The organism is Pseudomonas sp. NPDC089752, assembly GCF_044748725.1.
In the GTDB taxonomy this organism is placed as follows: Bacteria; Pseudomonadota; Gammaproteobacteria; order Pseudomonadales; family Pseudomonadaceae; genus Aquipseudomonas.
In genome coordinates this window covers 1-23,239 of sequence record NZ_JBIVGP010000005.1, presented here as the reverse complement: position 1 = coordinate 23,239, position 23,239 = coordinate 1, and the positions used below count along the sequence as shown (strand labels likewise).

Here is a 23,239-nt window from a genome sequence, read left to right as displayed (position 1 = left end):
TTAAGTGAGCGAACTCATTCGCGTACCTGACATCGGCAGCGGTGAAGGTGAAATCATCGAGCTGTTCGTCAAGGTCGGTGACCGTATCGAGGCTGACCAGAGCCTGCTGACCCTGGAGTCCGACAAGGCCTCCATGGAGATCCCGGCTCCCAAGGCCGGCGTCATCAAGGAACTGAAGGTCAAGCTGGGCGATCGCCTGAAAGAAGGCGACGAGCTGCTGGTCCTGGAAGCCGAGGGCGCCGCTGCGGCGCCTGAGGCTCCGGCCGCGGCCGCACCTGCCGCTGCGCCGGCCGCCGCTGAAAAGCCGGCTGCCGAAGCCGCCCCTGCGCCGGCTGCAGCCCCTGCTGCCGCCAGCGTGCAGGACATCCACGTGCCGGACATCGGCTCGTCGGGCAAGGCCAAGATCATCGAAGTGCTGGTCAAGGTCGGCGACACCGTCGAAGCCGACCAGTCGCTGATCACCCTGGAGTCCGACAAGGCCTCCATGGAGATCCCGTCGCCTGCTGCAGGCGTGGTCGAAGAAGTGCTGTGCAAGCTGGAAGACGAAGTCGGCACTGGCGACCTGATCTTCAAGCTGAAAGTCGCTGGCGCCGCACCGGCTGCCGCTCCTGCGCCGGCCGCCGCTGCGCCGGCCAAGGCTGAGGCGGCTCCGGCTGCCGCACCTGCCGCTGCCGCCCCGGCTGCTGCCCCTGCTCCGGTCGCCACCGCGCCGGCTGCTGGCAACAATGCCAAGGTGCACGCAGGCCCGGCCGTTCGTCAGCTGGCCCGTGAATTCGGTGTCGAGCTGGGCGCTGTGGCTGCCACCGGCCCGCACGGTCGCATCCTGAAGGAAGACGTGCAGGTTTACGTCAAAGCGATGATGCAGAAGGCCAAAGAAGCTCCGGCAGCCGCCGGCGCAACTGGCGGCGCTGGCATCCCGCCGATCCCTGCCGTGGACTTCAGCAAGTTCGGTGAAGTGGAAGAAGTGGCCCTGACCCGCCTGATGCAGGTCGGTGCCGCCAACCTGCACCGCAGCTGGCTGAACGTGCCGCACGTGACCCAGTTCGACTCCGCCGACATCACCGAGCTGGAAGCTTTCCGCGTTGCGCAGAAAGCCGTGGCCGAGAAGGCTGGCGTCAAGCTGACCGTGCTGCCACTGCTGCTCAAGGCCTGCGCCTTCCTGCTCAAGGAACTGCCGGACTTCAACAGCTCGCTGGCGCCAAGCGGCAAGGCCATCATCCGCAAGAAGTACGTGAACATCGGCTTCGCCGTGGACACTCCGGACGGCCTGCTGGTCCCTGTGATCAAGAACGTCGACCAGAAGAGCCTGCTGCAACTGGCTGCCGAAGCCGCTGCACTGGCCGAGAAGGCGCGCAGCAAGAAGCTGTCGGCCGACGACATGCAGGGCGCTTGCTTCACCATCTCCAGCCTCGGCCACATTGGCGGCACCGGCTTCACGCCGATCGTCAATGCGCCTGAAGTGGCGATCCTCGGTGTGTCCAAGGCCACCATGCAGCCGGTCTGGGATGGCAAGGCCTTCCAGCCGAAGCTGATGCTGCCGCTGTCGCTGTCGTACGATCACCGTGTGATCAACGGCGCTGCCGCCGCGCGCTTCACCAAGCGCCTGGGCGACGTCCTGGGCGACATCCGCACCATGCTGCTGTAAGGCGGCACGCTGCCCCTCCTCGGAGGGGCGGTACTCTTTTCGAGCTGCCACGCTCGTACCTCAACCCCGTCAGTGTTGGCGGGGCTTTTTTTTGCCTGGCGAAAAAGATTTGGCGGCTGGGAGATCGAGCGCCGCGCGGGCGGCGCTCGGTCTCCCAGGCGCTAAATCTCTTGCGTCGAACTAAGGATTTCAACCCAACGGCCGAAAACATACACATGACATCCCTCATGGCCGCTTGCCAGCCTTGGGGACATGATGCAACCTTGCCAGATACGCCGCCGTCCAGGCCGCGTCACCCTCTTCAAGCGAGCCTTCGATGAAAAGCCAACCCGATGCCGCCAGCCGTGTGGCGGCCGAGGTCGTCACGCAGCTTCCCGTGCCCTCGCGGCTCGGCATGCTGCGTTTCGAAAGGCTCAACGAGGCCACCTGGGCAATGCTCTACCTGGACCCGGCCTGCGAGCGCCAGTTCGGCCTGCAGGCCTCAGAGCTGTGTGCCCTGATCGACTCGCCGTATGCCAGCCTCATGGAACCCGAGGCGCGCTACCGGTTGCACGATGAAATCCAGCAGCAACTGCACGCCCGCGGCTATTACCGGGTGCGCTACACCCTGCATGCACAGCCGCGCGCCTTGCGCTTGCTGGAAGCCGGCGAGGCCTACAAGCAGCACAACCGCCAACTGCTGCGTGGCTTTCTGACGGTGCTCGACGACCAGGCCGACGACATCGACCTGGACGCCAACGACCTCGAATCGCGCAACAACCGCCTGCAACTGGCCCTGCAACTCAACCAGCGCACTCAGCAAGAACAGCTCGAACACCTGGAGCGCGTGCGCGGCCAGCAGGACCTGATCCTGCGCCTCGCCCGCCAGCGCTACAGCGCGGAAAACACGCTGCTCGAAGCCGCCCAGCTGATCACCCGCAGCGCCTGCGAGATCTACAAGGTCGACAGCGCCAGCATCTGGCACCTGGAAGACCAGCGCCTGGAGCCAATCAGCGCCTGGTTGCGCAACGAGCAAGTGCATCGCCTGCCCGAGCCGATCGATGCCAGTCGCTTCCCCGATTACCTCGACGCCCTCCACGCCAGCCGCGCCATCGACGCGCACAACGCCAACCACGACCCGCGCACCCGGCAGCTGGCCGAAACCCTGTTCGCCGACAATAACGCCATGCTCGATGCCAGCATCCGCGTCGATGGCCAGGTAGTCGGCGTGCTGTGCCTGGAGCAGACCGGCCAGCCGCGGGCCTGGCAGTCCGATGAAATCGCCTTCGCCGGCGAGCTGGCCGACCAGTTCGCCCAGGTCATCACCAACCACAACCGACGCACCGCCGCCAGCGCCCTGCACCTGTTCCAGCGTGCTGTCGAGCAGAGCGCCAGCGCCTTCCTGCTGGTCAACCGCGAAGGCGTGGTGGAGTACGTCAACCCCAGCTTCACGGCGATCACCCAGTACAGCACCGATGAGGTCCAGGGCCGCCACCTGGCCGACCTGCCGGCGCTGGAAAACCTCAGCGAGCTGCTGTTCGACACGCCGTCGAGCCTGGCCATGGGCAACAGCTGGCAGGGCGAGTTCAAGAGCCGGCGCAAGAGCCTGGAGCCGTACTGGGGACAGCTGTCGATTTCCAAGGTGTACGGCGACAACCGTGAGCTGACCCACTACATCGGCATTTACGAAGACGTCACCCAGACCAAGCTGGCCCAGCAGCGCATCGAGCGCCTGGCCTACACTGACAACCTGACCAACCTGGGCAACCGCCCGGCGTTCATCCGCAGCCTCGACGAGCGCTTCGCCCGCGATGGTGAAAGCCCGATCTGCCTGCTGCTGGTGGACATCGACAACTTCAAGCGGATCAACGACAGCCTGGGCCATCAGACCGGCGACAAACTGCTGATCAGCCTGGCCCGGCGCCTGCGCAACAGCCTCAGCGTCGGCGGTGTGCTGGCCCGCTTCGCCAGCAACGAGTTCGCCGTGCTGCTGGACGACACCAGCCTGGAAGACGGCCAGGGCGTGGCCCAGCAACTGCTGCGTACCCTCGACAAACCGATGTTCGTCGACAACCAGCTGATCAACGTCACCGCCTCCGTGGGCCTGGCCTGTGCGCCGCTGCACGGCAGCGACCCGACTACCTTGATGAAGAACGCCGGCCTTGCGCTACACAAGGCCAAGGCCAACGGCAAGCACCAGGTGCAGGTGTTCACCGAGGTGCTCAATGCCGAAGCCAGCTACAAGCTGTTCGTCGAGAACAACCTGCGCCGCGCCCTGACCCAGAACGAGCTGGAGGTGTTCTACCAGCCCAAGCTGTGCCTGCGCAGCGGTCGCCTGCTGGGGCTCGAAGCGCTGCTGCGCTGGAACCACCCCGAGCGCGGCATGATCCGCCCGGATCAGTTCATCAGCGTGGCCGAAGAAACCGGCCTGATCATCCCCATCGGCAAGTGGGTGGTGCGCCAGTCGTGCCGCATGAGCCAGGAGCTGCGCGAAGCCGGCATGGGCAATCTGCACGTGGCCATCAACCTGTCGCCCAAGCAGTTTTCCGACCCCGACCTGGTGGCCTCGATCGGCTCGATCCTCAAGGAAGAAGCCCTGCCCCCACACCTGCTGGAGCTGGAACTGACCGAAGGCCTGCTGCTCGAAGCCACCGAGGACACCCATCGTCAACTCGACGAACTCAAGGCCCTGGGCCTGACCCTGGCCATGGACGACTTCGGCACCGGTTACTCGTCACTGAGCTACCTGAAGAAATTCCCGATCGACATCATCAAGATCGACCGCAGCTTCATCAACGAGATCCCCGACAACCAGGACGACATGGAAATCACCTCGGCCGTGGTTGCCATGGCCCACAACCTGAAGCTTAAGGTGGTGGCCGAGGGTATCGAGACCCCGGAGCAACTGGCGTTTCTGCGCCGGCACCGCTGTGACGTGGGCCAGGGGTATCTGTTCGACAGGCCGATTCCAGGGCGCGAGCTGGCGGAAAAACTCAAGCGCTATCCGCGCGGTCCAATGGCCTGACAGCAGCGTCATCCTCGGGCACTATAGAGTCCATTCGGGCCCCTTCGCGGGGCAAGCCCGCTCCCACAGGTACTGCACTGCCCTTGAGAACAGTGCAGAACCTGTGGGAGCGGGCTTGCCCCGCGAAGGGCTCACAATCTATCCCACTGAAAAACACAGAGGAACGGCCATGGTCCTGCGTTCGGAAATCCTGGTGAACAAAAACGTCATGCCCACCGCGGAGCAGGCCCTGCCTGGCCGCGAAACGCCAATGTCTTTGCCCGAGTTCCATTACGTGTTCGAAGGCACCCCGCTGCTCGGCCCGTTCTTCGAAGGCAACATCGACTTTGCGATCTTCGGCCTGGGCTGCTTCTGGGGCGCCGAGCGCCGCTTCTGGCAGCGTGAAGGCGTGGTCAGCACCGTGGTCGGCTACGCTGGCGGCTTCACCCCCAACCCGACCTACGAGGAAGTCTGCTCGGGCCTGACCGGCCACACCGAAGTGGTGCTGGTGGTGTTCGACAAGGACAAGGTCAGCTACCGCGAGCTGCTGGCGATGTTCTGGGAGCTGCACAACCCGACCCAGGGCATGCGCCAGGGCAACGACATCGGCACCCAATACCGCTCGGCGATCTTCTGCACCAGCCCAGAGCAGCTCGAACAAGCCAACGCCAGCCGCGACGCCTTCCAGGCCGAGCTGAGCAAGGCCGGTTTCGGCGAGATCACCACCGAAATCGACCAGGCGCCGACCGTGTTCTTCGCCGAGGCCTACCACCAGCAATACCTGGCCAAGAACCCCGAAGGCTACTGCGGTATCGGCGGCACTGGCGTGTGCCTGCCGCCAAGTCTGCAGGGCAACTGAACCATGAGCACGATGACCCTGTTCCACTCGCCGCTGTCGCCGTTCGTGCGCAAGGTCATGGTGGTGCTGCACGAGACCGGCCAGCTCGACCGCGTTGCGCTGCAGCCGGTGAACATCAGCCCGGTCAGCGGCGACGAGCAGCTGAACCAGGGCAACCCGATCGGCAAGATCCCGGCCCTGCGCCTGGAAGACGGCAGCGTGCTGCATGACAGCCGGGTCATCTGCGAGTTTCTCGACCAGCAGCATGTCGGCCTGCCGCTGCTGCCCCGTGAGGGCTCGGCGCGCTGGCGGCGCATGACCTTGGCGGCCCAGGCGGATGCGATCATGGATGCGGCGGTGTCGAGCCGCTACGAGAGCTTCCTGCGGCCAGAGGACAAGCGCTGGGACGGTTGGCTGGAGGTGCAGGGCGAGAAAATCCGGCGAAGCCTGGCCAATCTTGAGCAGGAACATCTGGCCGAACTGATTTCAGGCTTTGATCTGGCCGCTATTGGTGTCGCCTGTGCGCTGGGGTATCTGGATTTGCGTCAGCCTGATTTTGGCTGGCGTGAGCGCCAGCCAGGGTTGGCCGCGTGGTATGCCGAGGTGGCCAAACGGCCTTCGATGGTCGCAACCGCACCCACTGCCTGATCCGGCAAGTAGCGCCGCAAGACCCCGTGGGAGCGGCTTTAGCCGCGAAGCAAGCGACGCGGTGGATGGCACCGGCTTCGCCGGTGTTCGCGGCTGAAGCCGCTCCCACGATCAGCAGTCAGGCTTGCCCGCCGTGAATCGCTTGGCCGGGTTCACGGCGGCCTTGAACTCACGAAGCGCCTTGGCCCCGATCAGCAGTGGATAGTTGAAGCTGCTGCGGTCGACCAGGTTCACCTCCACCGTGCGCTTCTCGTCGCCCAGGCACAGCTCCAGGTCGACCACCGGCCGGCGCGATAGCTCGGGCGCATCGCCCTCGTCTTCTTCATCGGCGCGGTTCTTGATCTTGCTGATGCGCGCAACCTTGTGCTCGTAGACCTTGCCATCCGAATCCTTGGTCGCCAGGCGGAATCGCACCCAGTCATCGCCATCGCGGGTAAAGCGTTCGATATCCTTGGCCGACAGCGATGCGGTGTAGGCACCGGTGTCCATCTTGGCCTTCAGGGTTTCGCCGAGCTCCGGCAAGGATATGTTCTCGTAGCGGCCATAAAGCGTGGGTTCTGCGGCCATGACCGGCAACGCCAACAACGACAACAGGGCAAGCAGTGGTTTCACAGGCAGGCTTCCTTGAGAGGGGTCGGTGCTTAGACTGTGCAAGCAGGATAGGTTCGCTGCCGCTAGGGTAAACAACATAATGTGAAACATTTGTCCGCGCCGCTGGGCATTGGACATTTGGCGTAGCCAGCGGCGCTGCTTATCATTGCCGCCCGTCCTTATTCCACAACAAGAGTTTCCTTATGCGTCGCCTGCTGACCGGCATTCTCACGACCACCCTGCTGCTGATCAACACCGTGGTGATGATCTGCCCGCTGCTGGCCTGCGCCCTGCTCAAACTGGTGCTGCCGGGCCGCTGGCGTGACTATGCCTCCGCGGGCGTAATGTGGTGTGCCGAAGCCTGGTCGGAAGTCGACAAGGCCATCTTCGCCCTGTGCATCCCCACCCAATGGGACATTCGCGGCGTCGACAACCTGCGCAAGGACACTTCGTACCTGGCAGTGAGCAATCACCAGACCTGGGTCGATATTCCGGCGCTGATCGAAAGCCTCAACCGCCGCACGCCGTTCTTCAAGTTCTTCCTGAAGAAGGAGCTGATCTGGGTGCCGCTGCTGGGCCTGGCCTGGTGGGGCCTGGACTACCCATTCATGAAGCGCTACAGCAAGGCCTTCCTGGAGAAGCACCCCGAGCTCAAGGGCAAGGACCTGGAAATCACCAAAGCCGCCTGTGAGCTGTTCAAGCGTCAGCCGGTGACCGTGGTCAATTACCTGGAAGGCACCCGCTTCACCGAGGCCAAGCGTGAGGAGCAGCAGTCGCCCTATCGCTACCTGCTCAAGCCCAAGGCTGGCGGCGTGGCCTTTGTGCTGGCGGCGTTGGGCGAACAGCTGGATGCGCTGCTGGACGTGACCATTGTCTACCCAGGCAACAAGGCGCCAGGCTTCTGGGACCTGCTCAATGGCAGCATCAATCGGGTGATTATCGACATTCAGGTGCGTGAGCTGGACCCGGCGCTGTGGGCGGGGGATTACGAAAGTGATGCCGCGTTTCGGCAGACGGTGCAGGCTTGGGTGAACCAGCTGTGGGTGGAGAAGGATCAGCGGATCGAACAGCTCCGGGCCGAGATGGGCTGATTGTGGGTTACCTGTGCGGGCCTCTTCGCGGGGCAAGCCCGCTCCCACAAATACTCCTGTGGGAGCGGGCTTGCCCCGCGAAGAGGCCCGCACGGGTGTTGAACAATCCCAATTAAAAATCGGGCTAATAATCAGCATAAGGATTACTTCTTTGTCACATTCCACCTAAGTGGATAAAAATCGATCAAAGCACAACTACAAAAAATTGCCTGGATCGATCGATGGCCAACCAACCTTGCTCCGCCCCCGCCCAGCTCCGCCGTGTCCTGGGCCTCCCCGCCCTGGTGTTCTTCGGCTTGGTGTACATGGTCCCGCTGACCATTTTCACCACCTACGGCATCGTCACCGAAATGACCGGTGGCCGCACTGCAGGGGCTTACCTGGTCACCTTGCTGGCCATGTCGTTCACCGCCATTTCCTACAGCTTCATGGTCAAACGCTTCCCGATCGCGGGCTCGGCGTACTCCTACACCAACATGGCCTTCGGCCCGAATGTCGGCTTTCTTGCCGGCTGGTCACTGCTGCTCGATTACCTGTTCATTCCGATGATCAACTACCTGCTCATCGGCCTGTTCCTCAACATCGCCTTCCCGGCCATCCCGGCCTGGACCATCGTGCTCGCCTCGATTGCCCTGGTGACGGTGCTCAACGTGGTCGGCATTCATTCGGTGGCCAAGGCAAGCAACCTGATTGTCGGTGCTCAGATCGTCTTCATCGGTGTGTTTGTCGCACTGTCCTGGCAATCGCTGGCCGGCCAGCCGGTAGACCTGCTGTCGCCACTGATGGGTGACGGCACACAGCCAGGCTTCGGCCCACTGATGGCCGGTGCTGCCGTACTGTGCCTGTCGTTCCTGGGTTTCGATGCCGTTTCGACCCTGGCCGAAGAGTGCCGCGATGCCCGCCGCGATGTGCCCCGGGCGATCATCCTGACCACGCTGTTCGCTGGCGTGCTGTTCACCGCGCTAGCTTATGTCAGCCAGCTGGTGCTGCCGGGCAGCAGCTTCGTCAATGTCGACGCCGCAGCCAATGAGGTGATGTTCAAGGCGGGCGGCCAGTTCCTGGCCAACTTCTTCACCGCTGCGTTCGTCGCCGGCAGCCTGGGTTCGGCGCTGGCTTCGCAGGCCGCCGTGTCGCGCATCCTGTTCACCATGGGCCGCGATCGTGTGTTGCCGCAGCGCAGTTTCGGTTACCTGTCGCCGCGCTTCGGCACGCCGGTGTTCGCCATCCTGCTGGTCTCGGCGTTCTCGCTGCTGGCACTGGTGATCGACCTGACCACCCTCGCCTCGCTCATCAGCTTCGGTGCGCTGGTGGCCTTCTCGGCCGTGAACCTGGCGGTGGTGAAGACCCACCTGATGACCGACGCCAGCCAGCGCAGCCTCAAAGGCCTGCTGCAATACGGCCTGGTGCCGCTGATCGGCCTGGGCCTGACCTTGTGGCTGTGGACCAGCCTGTCGGCGCTGACGCTGGTCATCGGCCTGTGCTGGTTCGCACTGGGGCTGGCCTACCTGGCGGTACTGACCGCCGGCTTCCGCCGCCCGGTGCGTCTGGTGGATTTCTCCGAAACGGCTTGAGCCTTACACCGACGGCTGTTGCACCAACGGTGCCGGGGTAGTCCACAGGCTACCCAGGTTCTGCAACAGCGACCCAGCAATGCCCTGCTGCCCCAGGTACTGGAGGATCAGCGGGGCGAACTGCCCGATCATGCCGGTATCCATCCCCAGCGCCTTGAAAGCGGCGTCCAGGTCGGTGCGGTTCTCCACGTCATTGCCCAGTGCCTTGCTCAACGCCGACTGGTTTTCGCTGTTGTCGCCGAGCAATTCACCCAGGCCGCTCAGGCCACCCAGGGCATTGGCGCCTGAAAGCAGGTCGAGCCCCGGGACGGCCTTGGTCAGCTGGCCATAGTCGTCGCTGCTGAGGTTGTTGCGCGCCAGCCCCAGCATCGCCCCTGCGCCGCCCACGGCCTGCTCGGGGGTGATCTTCAGCTCGTTGCCCAGGGTGTTGAGCAGGTTGGCCTGCGCTTCGGGTGCCTGTACCTGGCCCTGCTGCTTCTGCGCCTGCATGGCGGAGACAGCATTGGCGGCATCGCCAAGGTTGAAGGCGAATACCGGGCTTGCGGCCAGGGTCATCAGGGTTGCCAGGGTGAACACTTTCATGGGAAGGACCTCGTTGGCCGTGTTGGCCTGGGAAACGAGGCATTCGACTGACGCGATGGGGCTTGGTTCCGAGCCGGTTATCAGGGCAATCCTGCCTGCGGCCATTCCAAGCCGAGGCTCGATAACGTGGCTGTTCCACTACCGACAGCGAGAGCGGCCCATGAGCAACCATCCCTGGCTCGACGAAGCACGCAAATACATCGGCCTCGAAGAAATCGCCGGCGCCAAGCACAACCCGGAGATCCTGCAGATGTGGAAAGACATCAGGCGCGGGGGCATCAAAGACGACGAGACGCCTTGGTGCGCGGCCTTCGTCGGCGCGATGCTGGAGCGGGTGGGGGTACGCTCCTCACGTTTCGAAAGCGCGCGGTCCTACCTTGGTTGGGGAATCAAGCTGGAACGACCGATCCCAGGCTGCATCGTGGTTTTCACCCGTGTGGGCGGTGGGCATGTCGGCTTCGTGACCGGTGAAACCGCCAATGGCAACTTGTTGGTGCTCGGTGGCAATCAGAGCGACGCTGTGAACATCCGGGCATTCGAGCTGAACCGCGTCAGCGGTTATCGCTGGCCGGCAGGGGTGCCGCTGGTGGCCGAACCCCTGGCGGTGCTGGATGACGCGCCGCTGTCCTCCTCGGAAGCATGAATGACAACGCCCCCTTGCGGGGGCGTTGAGTGCGAAGGTTACGCCGCGCCCCACATCTTGTGCGGGTCGATCACGAACTTCTTCGGTACCCCTGCATCGAACTCGCCATAGCCTTCCGGCGCCTGGTCGAGGTTGATCACCTGCACCCCCACCACCTCGGCGATGTTGATCCGGTCCCACATGATCGCCTGCATCAACTGGCGGTTGTATTTCATGGTCGGGGTCTGGCCGGTGTGGAAGCTGTGCGACTTGGCCCAGCCCAGGCCGAAGCGGATGCTCAGCGCGCCGATCTTGGCGGCGGCGTCCACCGCACCCGGGTCTTCGGTCACGTACAGCCCTGGGATACCAATGCTGCCGGCAACGCGGGTCACCTGCATCAGCGAGTTCAGCACGGTGGCCGGAGCCTCGTGCTTGGCACCCTCGTGGCCATGGCCGCGTGCTTCGAAACCAACGGCATCGACGGCACAGTCCACTTCCGGTTCACCGAGGATGTCGACGATCTGCTCGTGCAGCGGGGTGTCCTTGGACAGGTCGACCACCTCGAAGCCCTGGGACTTGGCGTGGGCCAGGCGGGCCGGGTTGAGGTCACCGACGATCACGCAGGCGGCGCCCAGCAGGCGAGCGGAAGCAGCAGCGGCCAGGCCAACCGGGCCGGCACCGGCCACGTAAACGGTGCTGCCTGGGCCGACGCCCGCAGTCACGGCGCCGTGGTAGCCGGTGGGCAGGATGTCGGAGAGGCAAGTCAGGTCACGGATCTTCTCCATGGCCTTGTCGCGGTCCGGCAGTTTCAGCAGGTTGAAGTCGGCATAAGGCACCAGCACGTATTCGGCCTGGCCGCCGGTCCAGTCGCCCATGTCGACATAACCGTAGGCACCACCGGCGCGGGCCGGGTTGACGGTGAGGCAGACACCGGTGTGCATCTCTTTGCAGGAGCGGCAGCGGCCGCAGGCAACGTTGAACGGTACCGACACCAGGTCGCCGATTTTCAGACGTTCGACATCACGCCCCAGCTCGACGATTTCACCGGTGATTTCATGGCCTAGAACCAGGCCGACCTGGGCAGTGGTGCGGCCACGGACCATGTGCTGGTCGGAGCCGCAGATGTTGGTGGAAACCACCTTGAGGATAACGCCGTGTTCGATTTTCTTGCCGCGCGGGTCCTGCATTTTCGGGTAGTCGATGTGTTGCACTTCGACTTTGCCGGCGCCGAGATAGACCACTCCACGATTGCCAGACATTGCTTTTACCTCGCTTGGTTTTTATGTATGCAGCGTTGGTTGAAGCGCCGCCATCCATGGGCGGCATGTGTTACTGGAATGCAGGGAATTGTGGGCTTGATGGGGCCAGGTGCGCTGACTGAAAACGACAGGGGGATGCCTTTTTACGGCAGTTGGAAATGAGTTGGCCCCTTCGCGGGACAAGCCCGCTCCCACAGGGTCACCGCCATGTTCGAAACAGCGGTGAACCCGTGGGAGCGGGCTTGCCCCGCGAAGAGGCCAGTACGGCTATCAGAGAACGACAGTCCGATTGGCGTTCAGGAACACCCGCCGCTCGATGTGATACCCGACCGCCCTCGCCAAAGTCAGGCACTCGATATCCCGCCCCTTGGCAATCAGATCCTCAGGGTAATGGCTGTGGTCCACCACCTCGACCCCCTGGGCAATGATCGGCCCTTCATCGAGGTCGTTGTTGATGTAGTGCGCCGTGGCCCCGACCATCTTCACGCCCTTGTTGTACGCCTGGTGATAAGGCTTGGCGCCCTTGAACCCCGGCAACAGCGAGTGGTGAATGTTGATCGCCCAACCATCCAGGCGCCGGCACAGCTCGGGCGACAGCACCTGCATGTAGCGGGCAAGGATGACCAGTTCGGCACCGGTTTCCTCGATCACCTGCAGCACCTTGCGCTCTTGCCCAGGCTTGTCGTTGGGGTCGAGGGTGAAGTGGTAGTAAGGGATCTTGTGCCAATGCGCCAGCGGCTCGAGATCGGGGTGGTTGGACACCACCGCCACCACGTCCATACCTAGCTGGCCGATGCGCTGGCGGTACAGCAGGTCGTTCAGGCAGTGGTCGGCCTTGGACACCATGATCACCACCTTGGGGCGGTGATTGGGCGCGGTCAGCTCGAAGGCCATGCCGAACGCTTCGCTGCGCTCGGCGAGGCCTGCGCGGAAGCCCGCCTCGTCGAAATCGTCCGGCTGGCGGAATTCGACGCGAATGAAGAAGCGCCCCGACTGCCGGTCATCGAAGGAGTGGTGCTCCGTCACGTAGCAGCGCTGCTCGAAGAGGAAACGCGTCACCACGTCGACGGTGCCGAGCATGCTCGGGCAGTCGGCGGTGAGAATCCAGGTATCCGGTGCCCGACTCATGTTCTGCTCCTTAAGCCTCGATGCTCAGGCCGTATTCGGCCGAAGCGTCCTGCAGCCACAGCCACCAGTAGTCGGCGAAGCTGCGGCGAATCACCAACTCCCAGGTGTCTTCGGCGGTGCGACGGATCACCAACTGCGACTTGGCGAACACAGTGCCGACAGCCTTGCCCACCGGGAAGTTGTTTGGGTGAACATCATAGCTGGTGGATTTCATCAGCACTTCGCGCAGGTGCGGGCCGCGCAGTTCCAGCAGGCTTTGCCCGCCGCTGACATTGACCACCTGGATGTGCTGGCCTTCGAGGGCCGCGCGCAGTTTCTGCTCGACGGCGAACTCTTGACCGCCTGGGACGATCAGCAGCCACTCATCCGGGCCAAGCCATTGCAGCGACATCTCGCTGTTGGCGACCACGGTCAGGGCCACCGGCAGCTCCAGGCCCAGGGCCTTGTGCACGCCTGCGGCGAATTCCGGGTTGTGGCCGTCGCCACGCAGGGTCAGGTGACCGAGGAATTTTTTCTCACGCAAGGTCACGCCTGCGTTCTTGCGGCCTTTGCCAACCAGGCTGGCCAGGTCGGCATGGTGCAGCGGCGACTGAGCCTTGGCCTCGGCGCCGGGGTTTTGCTGGAAGACGTTGATAGCGCTCATTTCTTACCTGCCTTGAATTCTGTTGTCCGTAAGACCAGCGGTCAGAAGCAATGCCCAAATGCGAGTGATGTTGCCTGTGGGAGCGGGCTTGTCCCGCGAAGGGGCCGGTGTAGCCGCCATCGCATTCGCGGGGCAAGCCCGCTCCCACAGGGCTCGCATTTCAAGCAAAACTGCCAGTGAGTCTTAAACGTTCTGCCGCTCACCCTTCGGATCGAAGAACACCGAAGACACGATCTCGGCCTCGATCACGCTGCCATCCGCTTGCGGCGAGTAAACGCGCTCGCCCATGCGCTTGAGGCCACCCTTGACCACACCCATGGCGAACGAATAACCCAGGGAGTTGGCCGCGTAGCTGGAGGTGACGTGGCCGACCATGTCCATCGGGATCGGCTGTTTCGGGTCGAACACCAGCTGGGCGCCCTCCGGCAGCCACTTGGTCGGGTCGACCGGCTTCAAGCCCACCAGCTGCTTGCGGTTCTCGCGCAGGCAGTCTTCGCGGTTCATGCCACGCAGGCCGATCCACGAGAACGGCTTGTTGCGGCCCACGCACCAGCTCATGTTGAGGTCGTCCGGGTTCATCGAGCCGTCGGTGTCCTGGCCGACGATGATGAAGCCCTTCTCGGCACGCAGTACGTGCATGGTTTCGGTGCCATACGGGGTCAGGTTGTACTTTTTGCCTGCCTCGATGACCTTTTCCAGCACGCCCATGGCGTAGTTGGCCTGCACGTTGACTTCGTACGACAGCTCACCGGTGAACGAGATCCGGAACACCCGCGCCGGCACGCCCCCGACGGTGCCTTCCTTCCAGGTCATGAACGGGAAGGCTTCCTTGTCCAGGTCGATGTCGTCGGTCAGCTCGCTGAGCAGCTTGCGGCTGTTGGGGCCGGACAGGGTCAGGGTGGCCCAGTGGTCGGTGACCGAGGTGAAGTACACCTTCATCTCCGGCCATTCGGTCTGGTGGTACAGCTCCAGCCACTGCAGCACGCGTGCGGCGCCGCCGGTGGTGGTGGTCATGTAGAAGTGGTTGTCGCCGACGCAGGCGGTCACGCCGTCGTCGAAGACCATGCCGTCTTCCTTGCACATCAGGCCGTAGCGGGCCTTGCCCACGTCGAGCTTGGTCCAGGCGTTGGAGTAGATGCGGTTGAGGAACTCGCGCGCGTCCGGGCCCTGGATGTCGATCTTGCCCAGGGTCGAGGCGTCGAGCAGGCCCACGCTGTCGCGCACGGCCTTGCATTCACGGGCCACGGCGGCGTGGATGTCTTCACCGGCTTTGGGGAAGTACCACGGGCGCTTCCACTGGCCGACGTCCTCGAACTCGGCGCCGTTCTTCACATGCCAGGCATGCAGGGCGGTGAAACGCACCGGCTCGAACAGGTGGCCACAGTGACGGCCCGCTACCGCGCCGAAGGTCACCGGCGTGTAGTTGGGGCGGAACATGGTGGTGCCCATTTCCGGAATGGTGATGCCGATCGAACGGGCGGCGATGGCCAGGCCGTTGATGTTGCCCAGCTTGCCCTGGTCGGTGCCGAAGCCCAGCGCGGTGTAGCGCTTGACGTGCTCGACCGACTCGAAGCCTTCACGGGTGGCCAGCTCGATACCGGCGGCGGTCACGTCGTTCTGCTGGTCGACGAATTGCTTCGGCCCCTTGCTGCCTTTGTCGTGCGGCACCTGGAACAGCGCCACGGTGGCCTCGTCCTTGCGCGCAACGGTCTTTGGCAGGGTGGCGGTGGTGGACTTGAAGCCGGCTTCGCTGGCTGCACGGGCGCCGCCTTCGAAACCATTGGCGATCACGTCACCCAGGGCGTACACGCCGTTGATGCCACCGACGCACTCACGCTTTTGCGGCGCATCGCCTGGCACGAAGCCAAGGATGTCGTCACGCCATACCGGGCGACCGCCCAGGTGCGAAGCCAGGTGAACGATCGGGCTGTAGCCGCCGGAGGTGGCGATCAGGTCGCAGTCGAGGGTTTCGCCTGGGCTGGTGACTTTGTGCGCCTGCACATCGATGGCCGCCACGCGGGCGCCAGTGACGTGTTTGCTGCCTTTGGCCTCGACCACGGCGCTGGAAGTGAGGATGCGAATGCCCTTGGCACGCGCCTCTTCAACCAGCGAACCGCGTGGGTTGTGGCGGGCGTCGGCGATGGCGACGACCTGCAGGCCAGCGTCGTGCCAGTCCAGCGCGGCGCGGTAGGCGTGGTCGTTGTTGGTCGACAGCACCAGCTTGCGGCCGGGCGCCACGCCGTAACGGCGAACATAAGTGGACACAGCGCCGGCCAGCATGTTGCCCGGCACGTCGTTGTTGCCATACACCAATGGGCGTTCGTGGGCGCCGGCAGCCAGTACCACGCGCTTGGCGCGGACACGGTGCACACGGTGGCGGACCTGGCCGATCGGCGCGCGATCACCGAGGTGGTCGGTGAGGCGCTCGTGAATGGTCAGGAAGTTGTGGTCGTGGTAGCCGTTGACCGTGGCGCGTGGCAGCAGGGTCACTTCCGGCAGGCTTTCCAGCTCCTTGACCACGGCGTTGACCCAGTCGGCGGCAGGTTTGCCGTCGAGGGTTTCGCGGGAGTCGAGCAGGCTGCCGCCGAACTCTTCCTGCTCGTCAGCCAGGATCACCCGGGCACCGCTGCGCGCAGCGGCCAGAGCGGCGGCCAGGCCAGCAGGGCCGGCGCCGACGATCAGCACGTCGCAGTGCTGGTTCATGTAGTCGTAGCTGTCCGGGTCGTTCTGCAGCGGCGCACGGCCCAGGCCGGCTGCTTTACGGATGTACTTCTCATAAGTCATCCAGAACGATTTCGGGTACATGAAGGTTTTGTAGTAGAAGCCCGGCGGCATCATGCTGCCGCCGACCTTGCCGAGGATGCCCATGACGTCGTTGTTGACGTTCGGCCAGCCGTTGGTGCTGGTGGCTACCAGGCCGGCGTACAGCGCCTGTTGCGTGGCACGCACGTTGGGGATCTGGGTGGCTTCGCTGGAGCCGATCTGCAGGATCGCGTTCGGCTCTTCGGTACCGGCGGCGATGATGCCGCGAGGGCGCGAGTACTTGAAGCTGCGGCCGACGATATCGACGCCGTTGGCCAGCAGCGCGGCGGCCAGGCTGTCACCGGCATAGCCCTGGTAGGTCTTGCCGTTGAAGGTGAAGTTCAGCACCTTGCTGCGGTCGATACGGCCGCCGCTGGCGAGGCGATAGGTCTGGCTCATACTTTTTCCCCTTGCCCTTTGACGGTCGACGGTGCGCTGCTTGGCTTGCCGTTGGCGGTCACCTGCGGCTTCTCGCCGATCTTGTAGGTTTCCAGAATCTCGTAGGTCACGGTGTCGCGGGTGACGTTGAAGTACTGACGGCAGCCGGCAACGTGGTCCCACAGCTCATGGTGAATACCGCGCGGGTTGTCGCGGAAGAACATGTAGGTGCCCCACTCCTCGTCGGAGCAGGCAGCCGGGTCCAGCGGGCGGGCGATGTGCGCCTGGCCAGAGGCGTGGAACTCTTCTTCGGAGCGCAGCTCGCCGCAGTGGGGACAGAAAATATGCAACATGACGGTGTCTCCGGTTAGTGGGCGACGGCGGCGGCGCCGTGTTCGTCGATCAGTGCGCCGTTGTAGAAACGGTCCATGGAGAACGGCGCAGCCAGCGGGTGCATCTCGCCTTTGGCAAGGCTTGCGGCGAAGACGTTGCCCGAACCCGGGGTCGCCTTGAAGCCGCCGGTGCCCCAGCCGCAGTTGAAGAACATGTTCTTGACCGGGGTCTTGGAGATGATCGGGCAGGCGTCCGGCGAGGTGTCGACGATGCCGCCCCACTGGCGGTTCATGCGCACGCGCGAGAGGTTGGGGAACATCTCGACGATCGCCTGCAGGGTGTGCTCGATCACAGGGTACGAACCGCGCTGGCCGTAGCCGACCCAGCCGTCGATACCGGCGCCGATCACCAGGTCGCCCTTGTCGGACTGGCTGATGTAGCCGTGCACGGCGTTGGACATGATCACACTGTCGATGATCGGCTTGATCGGCTCGGATACCAGGGCTTGCAGCGGGTGCGATTCCAGCGGCAGGCGGAAGCCGGCCAGCTTGGCCATGTGCCCGGAGTTACCGGCGGTGACCACGCCGACGCGCTTGGCGCCGATGAAGCCTTTGTTGGTTTCCACGCCGATGACCGCGCCGTTTTCCTTGCGAAAACCGATCACTTCGGTCTGCTGGATCAGGTCCACGCCGAGGGCGTCGGCGGCACGGGCATAGCCCCAGGCCACGGCGTCGTGACGGGCCACGCCACCACGGCGCTGAACGGTCGCGCCGAGGATCGGGTAACGGGTGTTCTTCGAGCAGTCCAGGTACGGGATTTCGGCCGCGACCTGGGCAGTATTGAGCAGCTCGCCATCCACGCCGTTGAGGCGGTTGGCGCTGACCCGGCGCTCGGAATCACGAATGTCCTGCAGGGTGTGGCACAGGTTGTAGACGCCACGCTGGGAGAACATCACGTTGTAGTTGATGTCCTGGGACAGGCCTTCCCACAGTTTCATGGCGTGTTCGTACAGCTGCGCCGACTCGTCCCACAGGTAGTTGGAACGCACGATGGTGGTGTTACGGGCGGTGTTGCCGCCGCCCAGGTAACCCTTCTCGACCACCGCGACGTTGGTGATGCCGTGTTCCTTGGCCAGGTAGTAGGCCGTGGCCAGGCCGTGGCCGCCACCGCCGACGATGACCACGTCGTAGACCTTCTTGGGGGTCGGCGTGCGCCACATGCGCTGCCAGTTTTCGTGGTGGCTGAGGGAGTGTTTGAAGAGGCCGAAGCCCGAGTAGCGTTGCATGGTCGTTTACTCCACTCAGCGGTAAACAGGGAAGTCTGCGCACAGGGCGGCGACGTTTTTCGCCACATCGGCTTCGACGTCGGCGTCACCGAGGTTGTCGAGGATGTCGCAGATCCAGCCGGCCAGGGCTACACATTGCGCGACCTTGAAGCCGCGGGTGGTGACGGCCGGGGTGCCGATGCGCAGGCCCGAGGTGACGAACGGCGACTGCGGGTCGTTCGGCACGGCGTTCTTGTTGACGGTGATGTGCGCGCGGCCCAGGGCGGCGTCGGCGTCTTTACCGGTCAGGCCCTGGCGAATCAGGCTGACCAGGAACAGGTGGTTGTCGGTACCGCCGGAAACCACGTCGTAGCCACGGTCGATGAACACTTCGGCCATGGCCTGGGCGTTTTCGATGACCTGCTTCTGGTAGCTCTTGAACTCAGGCTCCAGCGCTTCCTTGAAGCACACGGCCTTGGCGGCGATGACGTGCATCAGCGGGCCGCCCTGGGCGCCGGGGAAGACTGCAGCGTTGAGCTTCTTCTCGATCTCTTCGTTGGACTTGGCCAGGATCAGGCCGCCACGCGGACCGCGCAGGGTCTTGTGGGTGGTGGTGGTGACCACATCGGCATACGGCAGAGGGTTCGGGTACAGGCCAGCAGCGACCAGACCGGCGACGTGGGCCATGTCGACGAACAGCAGCGCCCCGACCTTGTCGGCGATGGCACGGAAGCGCGGGAAGTCGAGGGTCTTGGAGTAGGCCGAGAAACCGGCAACGATCATCTTCGGCGTGTGCTCGACCGCCAGGCGCTCGACCTCATCGTAGTCGATCAGGCCGGTATTGGTGTCGATACCGTATTGAACAGCGTTGTACAGCTTGCCCGAAGACGACACCTTGGCGCCGTGGGTCAGGTGGCCGCCGTGGGCCAGGCTCATGCCGAGGATGGTGTCACCGGCCTGCAGCAGGGCCAGGTAGACCGCGCCGTTGGCCGAGGAGCCGGAGTGCGGCTGAACGTTGGCGTAGTCGGCACCGAACAGTTGCTTGGCGCGCTCGATGGCCAGCGCCTCGACCTTGTCGACGTGCTCGCAGCCACCGTAGTAGCGCTTGCCCGGGTAGCCTTCGGCGTACTTGTTGGTCAGGCCGCTGCCTTGGGCCTGCATCACGCGCTTGCTGGTGTAGTTCTCCGAGGCGATCAGCTCGATGTGATCTTCCTGGCGCTGTTCTTCGGCATTCATCGCCGCCAGCAGTGCGTCGTCATAACCCTGGATCTGGTCTTGCTTGCTGAACATCGTGTATCTCCCGGCAGCGATCGTTTTTGTCTGTAGAGCACTGTGGCCCTTTGTGGCGATGGTATGACTGGCCGGGGTGGGTCAGATGCCTGCGCACGCCTTGCAATGGCGCGTTTACGACATTCGGTTTTGGCGTGTTCGTGCCGGCCCTTTCGCGGGGCAAGCCCGCTCCCACAATGTCCGGCATGCACAGACCCACTGTGGGAGCGGGCTTGCCCCGCGAAGAGGCCGGCACAGCTTGTATAGGCAACCGTTTCAGCAATGGTTTAGAGTGCTGTTCTGCGTCGTTCACAGGACCGTGCCATGACAGACAAGAGCCAACAATTCGCCAGCGACAACTATTCCGGCATCTGCCCCGAAGCCTGGGCCGCGATGGAAAAGGCCAACCACGGCCACGACCGCGCCTACGGCGACGACCAGTGGACCGAGCGCGCCTCGGAATACTTTCGCAAGCTGTTCGAAACCGATTGCGAAGTGTTCTTCGCCTTCAACGGCACCGCCGCCAACTCCCTGGCCCTGGCCTCGCTGTGCCAGAGCTACCACAGCGTGATCTGCTCCGAGACCGCCCACGTCGAAACCGACGAATGCGGCGCGCCGGAGTTCTTCTCCAACGGCTCCAAGCTGCTGACCGCGCCCAGCGTCAACGGCAAGCTGACGCCCGAGTCGATCCGCGAAGTGGCGCTCAAGCGCCAGGACATCCACTACCCCAAACCGCGTGTGGTGACCCTTACCCAGGCCACCGAAGTGGGCACCGTGTACCGCCCCGACGAGCTCAAGGCGATCAGCGCCACCTGCAAGGAACTGGGCCTGAACCTGCACATGGACGGCGCGCGCTTCACCAATGCCTGCGCCTTCCTGGGCTGCAGCCCGGCGGAGCTGACCTGGAAGGCCGGTGTCGATGTGTTGTGCTTTGGCGGTACCAAGAACGGCATGGCGGTCGGTGAGGCGATTCTGTTCTTCAATCGCCAGTTGGCCGAGGACTTCGACTACCGCTGCAAACAGGCCGGGCAGCTGGCCTCGAAAATGCGCTTCTTGTCCGCGCCTTGGGTTGGGCTGCTGGAAGACGGCGCCTGGTTGCGCCATGGCAACCACGCCAACCATTGCGCGCAGTTGCTGGCGTCGTTGGTCAGTGATTTGCCGGGGGTGGAGCTGATGTTCCCGGTGGAGGCCAACGGGGTGTTTCTGCAGATGCCGGAGCCTGCGATCGAAGCGCTGCGTGGCAGGGGGTGGCGGTTCTATACCTTTATTGGTAGCGGTGGGGCGCGGTTCATGTGTTCCTGGGATACCGAGGAGGCGCGGGTGCGTGAGCTGGCGGCGGATATCCGCGCGATCATCGGCGCCTGACCTGACGCATTCGCGGGCAAGCCCGCTCCCACAGGAATTGCATCGGGCTCAAAGCCTGCGCCTATTCTGTAGGAGCGGGCTTGCCCGCGAAGAATTCAACGCCGATTAAAGCTTGAAGCCCCCCATCTGCCGCGCCAGATCATCGGCCAACCCGCGTAATGCCTGGCATTCCTCCCGGCACCCTTGCACCTCCGCCGCCGTCTCCCTGGCCAAGTCGGAGATCCCCTGCACCGTTCGGTTGATCTCCTCGGTCACCGCCGACTGCTCTTCCGTCGCCGTGGCCACCTGGTGATTCATGTCGCTGATGTGCTCGACCTGATCGGTGATCGCCCCCAACGAAGCCCCAGTCCGCTGGCTCGACTCGACCCCGCTGCCAGTGGCCTGCTGCCCGGCCTGCATCGACGTCACCGCCGACCCCGCGCCCTGCTTGAGGCGCTGGATCATGTGTTGCACTTCATCGGTGGACAGCTGTGTGCGCCGTGCCAAGGTGCGCACCTCATCCGCGACCACGGCAAAGCCACGCCCCATCTCCCCTGCCCGCGCAGCCTCGATGGCGGCGTTCAGCGCCAACAGGTTGGTCTGTTCGGAAATGCTACGGATTACCGCTAGTACTTCATCGATCGAGGCGACTTCGTCGGCCAACTGGGTTACCGCTTCCGCCGCCTTGCCGATATCGCCGGACATGCCCTCGATGCCCTGAATCGAACGCCGCACCACTTCCCGCGCCTGCAGGGCTTCTTCTCGCGCCGACTGCGAGGCCTGGGCAGCGTCCCCGGCGTTGCGGGCAATGTCCTGCACGGTCAGCCCCATTTCGTGCACGGCAGTGGCAACCATCTCGGTCATTTCCTGCTGACGCCCGGAACGGTCGGCGGTGTTATCCACAACCTGGGTCACCTGCTCCACCGCCCGATGCAAGCGCTCGGTGGTGCGCAGCACTTCGCCGATCAGGCTGCGCTGGCTATCGAGAAAACGATTGAAGCCGCGCGCCAGATCTCCCAGTTCGTCCTGGCGCGAATCATCCAGACGGTGGCTCAGATCTCCCCCACCGCTGCCGATCTGCACCAGCGCGGCGGTGACGCGGCGGATAGGCCGCACCAGCCCCCGCGCCAGCAGCACAACAAGCAGCAACGACAGCAGCGCCACACCACCACCGATCAGCGTGGTCAGCCAGACCGCCTCGCGCATCTGCGCGTAGATCTCGGCCTCAGGCACCTCGGCAACCAAGGTCCAGTTCAGGTCGCGCAGTGGCAAGCCCAACGCCAAATAGTCTTCGCCATCGCGCTGGAAGCGGCTGGTGCGCAGGCCCTGGTCGCCCGTCATCACCGCCTTGGCCGCATTCGCATCGAGCTGTTCGGCGAGCTGGCGCTTGCCGCTGAAGGCGTTGTCAGGGTGCACCTGGATCAGGCCATCGTTGCGCACCAGAAACACTTTGCCGTGCTCGCCGAAGCTGAAGTCGTGGATCAGCTGCGACAGCTCGGTCATCCGCAGGCCCATGCCGGCCACGCCCACCAGCTTGCCGTCTTTCTCAACGCGATAGTCGATGAACAGCGCCAGCTCACCCGTGGCACCGTCGATGTCGATATTGATCAGGCGCTCGGCGCCGCTGTCGATGTAGCCGTAGAACCACTTGTCCTTGGGGTTTTCGCGGCTGAGGGTGCGGTCCAGGCCATTCTCGTTGTAGTAATGGCCGGTCTCGGTCGAGACGAACAGCGTGGTGAACGCATGATTGCGCTGCTTGGCAGCCTGCAGGTATTCGAGGAAGCGTGGTGCTTCGGCCGGGTCCTCGCCGGCCGCCAGCCAATCACGCAGCAGCGTGTTGCCGGCAATGTCCGCCGCCGCCACCAGCGGTTGGCCAAGCATGCGCTCGATATCGTTGCGGATCGCTTCGATGCTCGCCGGCAGCGCCGTGTCGACCAGGTAGCGTTCGGTGAGGCGGTTAAGCGCCACCGTGAAAATGATCACCACCACCAGGATGCTCGCCAGCAGGGCCGCGCCCATGCTCGCAATCAATTGCCACTGGATGCTCTTACGCCAGATACGCATGCCCCTGCTCCCCGCTAATTATTGTTTTGCGAGAAGTGTATACACTTACGTATCCAGTTATTCCAGTGATCTAAGACAACAACACGAACCCTGTAGATACCGTCTTGACCCTCACCCTGCAAGAGCGATTTTGGGGTCAAACGGTATCCCCGACTTCACCACCCCGTAAACCAGGTGCAGCAGC

18 protein-coding genes are annotated in these 23,239 nt (G+C 63.8%); 8 read left to right on the top strand and 10 right to left on the bottom strand.

The window, feature by feature from the left end; translation table 11 throughout:
- The first annotated feature begins 4 nt into the window (after positions 1-4).
- The 4 genes from aceF to ACIPZF_RS09500 all read left to right on the top strand — a co-directional run bounded on the left by aceF (position 5) and on the right by ACIPZF_RS09500 (position 6,114).
- Positions 5-1,645 (top strand): dihydrolipoyllysine-residue acetyltransferase, encoded by a 1,641-nt coding sequence (gene aceF, locus ACIPZF_RS09515; protein ID WP_400798132.1) that lies wholly within the window; start codon positions 5-7, stop codon positions 1,643-1,645.
- Positions 1,646-1,961: 316 nt separating this feature from the next.
- Complete coding sequence (locus ACIPZF_RS09510) at positions 1,962-4,649, top strand: putative bifunctional diguanylate cyclase/phosphodiesterase (RefSeq protein WP_400798131.1); 2,688 nt, start codon at positions 1,962-1,964, stop codon at positions 4,647-4,649.
- Positions 4,650-4,818: 169 nt separating this feature from the next.
- On the top strand, positions 4,819-5,487 hold the full coding sequence (msrA, locus tag ACIPZF_RS09505) for a peptide-methionine (S)-S-oxide reductase MsrA (RefSeq protein ID WP_400798128.1): 669 nt from the start codon (positions 4,819-4,821) through the stop codon (positions 5,485-5,487).
- 3 nt (positions 5,488-5,490) lie between these two features.
- On the top strand, positions 5,491-6,114 hold the full coding sequence (locus ACIPZF_RS09500) for a glutathione S-transferase (RefSeq protein WP_400798126.1): 624 nt from the start codon (positions 5,491-5,493) through the stop codon (positions 6,112-6,114).
- 111 nt (positions 6,115-6,225) lie between these two features.
- On the opposite strand, the gene ACIPZF_RS09495 is transcribed toward ACIPZF_RS09500, so the two are convergent.
- Positions 6,226-6,726 (bottom strand): ATP-dependent zinc protease, encoded by a 501-nt coding sequence (locus ACIPZF_RS09495; RefSeq protein ID WP_400798124.1) that lies wholly within the window; start codon positions 6,724-6,726, stop codon positions 6,226-6,228.
- 182 nt (positions 6,727-6,908) lie between these two features.
- Between ACIPZF_RS09495 and ACIPZF_RS09490 the strand changes: the two genes are divergently transcribed.
- A complete protein-coding gene (locus tag ACIPZF_RS09490) occupies positions 6,909-7,796 on the top strand; it encodes an acyltransferase (RefSeq protein ID WP_400798122.1) in 888 nt (295 codons plus the stop codon).
- A gap of 221 nt (positions 7,797-8,017) precedes the next feature.
- On the top strand, positions 8,018-9,367 hold the full coding sequence (locus tag ACIPZF_RS09485) for an APC family permease (protein WP_400798120.1): 1,350 nt from the start codon (positions 8,018-8,020) through the stop codon (positions 9,365-9,367).
- Positions 9,368-9,370: 3 nt separating this feature from the next.
- On the opposite strand, the gene ACIPZF_RS09480 is transcribed toward ACIPZF_RS09485, so the two are convergent.
- Complete coding sequence (locus ACIPZF_RS09480; RefSeq protein WP_400798117.1) at positions 9,371-9,949, bottom strand: DUF2780 domain-containing protein; 579 nt, start codon at positions 9,947-9,949, stop codon at positions 9,371-9,373.
- A 160-nt stretch (positions 9,950-10,109) separates the two neighbouring features.
- Here ACIPZF_RS09480 and ACIPZF_RS09475 point away from each other — a divergent pair, with 160 nt between their 5' ends.
- The gene (locus ACIPZF_RS09475) at positions 10,110-10,592 is read left to right on the top strand and encodes a TIGR02594 family protein (RefSeq protein ID WP_400798115.1); all 483 of its coding nucleotides are present in this window, start codon (positions 10,110-10,112) and stop codon (positions 10,590-10,592) included.
- 38 nt (positions 10,593-10,630) lie between these two features.
- On the opposite strand, the gene fdhA is transcribed toward ACIPZF_RS09475, so the two are convergent.
- The 7 genes from fdhA to ACIPZF_RS09440 form a co-directional block, all read right to left on the bottom strand.
- On the bottom strand, positions 10,631-11,830 hold the full coding sequence (fdhA, locus tag ACIPZF_RS09470; protein ID WP_400798112.1) for a formaldehyde dehydrogenase, glutathione-independent: 1,200 nt from the start codon (positions 11,828-11,830) through the stop codon (positions 10,631-10,633).
- Positions 11,831-12,100: 270 nt separating this feature from the next.
- Positions 12,101-12,958, bottom strand: a complete 858-nt coding sequence (gene purU, locus ACIPZF_RS09465) for a formyltetrahydrofolate deformylase (protein ID WP_400798109.1) — start codon at positions 12,956-12,958, stop codon at positions 12,101-12,103.
- A 10-nt stretch (positions 12,959-12,968) separates the two neighbouring features.
- Complete coding sequence (locus tag ACIPZF_RS09460; RefSeq protein ID WP_400798106.1) at positions 12,969-13,601, bottom strand: sarcosine oxidase subunit gamma; 633 nt, start codon at positions 13,599-13,601, stop codon at positions 12,969-12,971.
- Positions 13,602-13,784: 183 nt separating this feature from the next.
- Positions 13,785-16,802, bottom strand: coding sequence for a sarcosine oxidase subunit alpha (locus tag ACIPZF_RS09455; RefSeq protein WP_400798103.1), 3,018 nt, complete (start codon positions 16,800-16,802; stop codon positions 13,785-13,787).
- Positions 16,799-17,134, bottom strand: a complete 336-nt coding sequence (locus tag ACIPZF_RS09450) for a sarcosine oxidase subunit delta (RefSeq protein ID WP_400798100.1) — start codon at positions 17,132-17,134, stop codon at positions 16,799-16,801. The genes ACIPZF_RS09455 and ACIPZF_RS09450 overlap by 4 nt, the downstream gene beginning before the upstream one ends.
- Positions 17,135-17,148: 14 nt before the next feature.
- A complete protein-coding gene (locus ACIPZF_RS09445) occupies positions 17,149-18,399 on the bottom strand; it encodes a sarcosine oxidase subunit beta family protein (protein ID WP_241805618.1) in 1,251 nt (416 codons plus the stop codon).
- A gap of 15 nt (positions 18,400-18,414) precedes the next feature.
- Positions 18,415-19,668: a serine hydroxymethyltransferase gene (locus tag ACIPZF_RS09440; protein WP_400798099.1), complete on the bottom strand. Its 1,254-nt coding sequence runs from the start codon at positions 19,666-19,668 to the stop codon at positions 18,415-18,417.
- Positions 19,669-19,971: 303 nt separating this feature from the next.
- Here ACIPZF_RS09440 and ACIPZF_RS09435 point away from each other — a divergent pair, with 303 nt between their 5' ends.
- Entirely contained in the window at positions 19,972-21,012 is a 1,041-nt protein-coding gene (locus tag ACIPZF_RS09435) for a low specificity L-threonine aldolase (protein WP_400798096.1), read from the top strand.
- A gap of 105 nt (positions 21,013-21,117) precedes the next feature.
- Here the strand turns inward: ACIPZF_RS09435 and ACIPZF_RS09430 are convergent, their stop codons facing one another.
- Positions 21,118-23,055: a methyl-accepting chemotaxis protein gene (locus ACIPZF_RS09430; protein WP_400798094.1), complete on the bottom strand. Its 1,938-nt coding sequence runs from the start codon at positions 23,053-23,055 to the stop codon at positions 21,118-21,120.
- Positions 23,056-23,239 lie beyond the last annotated feature (184 nt).

Excerpts from the sequence above, each read along its gene's own strand:
- ACIPZF_RS09500 (WP_400798126.1), top strand. The coding sequence starts at position 5,491 with ATGAGCACGATGACCCTGTTCCACTCGCCGCTGTCGCCGTTCGTGCGC.
- ACIPZF_RS09480 (WP_400798117.1), bottom strand. The coding sequence starts at position 9,949 with ATGAAAGTGTTCACCCTGGCAACCCTGATGACCCTGGCCGCAAGCCCG.
- ACIPZF_RS09475 (WP_400798115.1), top strand. The coding sequence starts at position 10,110 with ATGAGCAACCATCCCTGGCTCGACGAAGCACGCAAATACATCGGCCTC.
- ACIPZF_RS09510 (WP_400798131.1), top strand. The coding sequence starts at position 1,962 with ATGAAAAGCCAACCCGATGCCGCCAGCCGTGTGGCGGCCGAGGTCGTC.
- msrA (WP_400798128.1), top strand. The coding sequence starts at position 4,819 with ATGGTCCTGCGTTCGGAAATCCTGGTGAACAAAAACGTCATGCCCACC.
- ACIPZF_RS09455 (WP_400798103.1), bottom strand. The coding sequence starts at position 16,802 with ATGAGCCAGACCTATCGCCTCGCCAGCGGCGGCCGTATCGACCGCAGC.
- ACIPZF_RS09460 (WP_400798106.1), bottom strand. The coding sequence starts at position 13,601 with ATGAGCGCTATCAACGTCTTCCAGCAAAACCCCGGCGCCGAGGCCAAG.
- ACIPZF_RS09450 (WP_400798100.1), bottom strand. The coding sequence starts at position 17,134 with ATGTTGCATATTTTCTGTCCCCACTGCGGCGAGCTGCGCTCCGAAGAA.
- ACIPZF_RS09430 (WP_400798094.1), bottom strand. The coding sequence starts at position 23,055 with ATGCGTATCTGGCGTAAGAGCATCCAGTGGCAATTGATTGCGAGCATG.
- ACIPZF_RS09440 (WP_400798099.1), bottom strand. The coding sequence starts at position 19,668 with ATGTTCAGCAAGCAAGACCAGATCCAGGGTTATGACGACGCACTGCTG.
- ACIPZF_RS09435 (WP_400798096.1), top strand. The coding sequence starts at position 19,972 with ATGACAGACAAGAGCCAACAATTCGCCAGCGACAACTATTCCGGCATC.
- purU (WP_400798109.1), bottom strand. The coding sequence starts at position 12,958 with ATGAGTCGGGCACCGGATACCTGGATTCTCACCGCCGACTGCCCGAGC.
- ACIPZF_RS09485 (WP_400798120.1), top strand. The coding sequence starts at position 8,018 with ATGGCCAACCAACCTTGCTCCGCCCCCGCCCAGCTCCGCCGTGTCCTG.
- ACIPZF_RS09490 (WP_400798122.1), top strand. The coding sequence starts at position 6,909 with ATGCGTCGCCTGCTGACCGGCATTCTCACGACCACCCTGCTGCTGATC.
- fdhA (WP_400798112.1), bottom strand. The coding sequence starts at position 11,830 with ATGTCTGGCAATCGTGGAGTGGTCTATCTCGGCGCCGGCAAAGTCGAA.
- ACIPZF_RS09445 (WP_241805618.1), bottom strand. The coding sequence starts at position 18,399 with ATGCAACGCTACTCGGGCTTCGGCCTCTTCAAACACTCCCTCAGCCAC.